Origin of the sequence: Metalysinibacillus jejuensis (assembly GCF_003057615.1) — a bacterium.
Taxonomy (GTDB): domain Bacteria; phylum Bacillota; class Bacilli; order Bacillales_A; family Planococcaceae; genus Metalysinibacillus; species Metalysinibacillus jejuensis.
Window position 1 is genome coordinate 1 of sequence record NZ_QAFW01000166.1, and the last position, 473, is coordinate 473.

Here is a 473-nt window from a genome sequence, read left to right on the forward strand (position 1 = left end):
ATGTTGCTTGATTTTTACTAATTTCAGTTTAGGTAATTTGATATGACCATCTTGCAATTCGATATTTCCGTTCACTCGATTGGTTGTATAAGACTGTTTTGACTTACGGTTTTTGAACTTTGGAAATTCCGCATTGCCTTCAAAAAAATTCTTATAAGCCTTTTGTAAGTTCATTTGTGCATTTGCCAAAGCTAAAGAATCTACTTCTTTTAGAAATGGAAATTCGTCTTTATATTTAGCTGGTGTCGGGAACTTTTGCTTTTTAAGCATTTCCTTGTCGTCTTTGTATTTTGCATAAGTCGCTTGTCTTTCCGCAAGCATCTTATTGTAGACAAGACGAACACAGCCAAATGTTTTGGCTAATAATACTGCCTGTTCTCTGTTTGGTAGTAAACGGAATTTGAAAGCTTTGTTTTGTTTAGTCATATCAATTCACCTCGCTTTGTACTGAATAATATCGTGTATATTGATTG

General features: G+C 33.8%; 1 protein-coding gene. It reads right to left on the bottom strand.

Going from position 1 to position 473, the window contains the following annotated elements:
* A partial coding sequence (locus tag DDE80_RS14710) for an RNA-guided endonuclease InsQ/TnpB family protein (protein WP_153060940.1) occupies nucleotides 1-426 on the bottom strand: 426 nt, incomplete at its 3' end.
* Nucleotides 427-473: the final 47 nt, after the last annotated feature.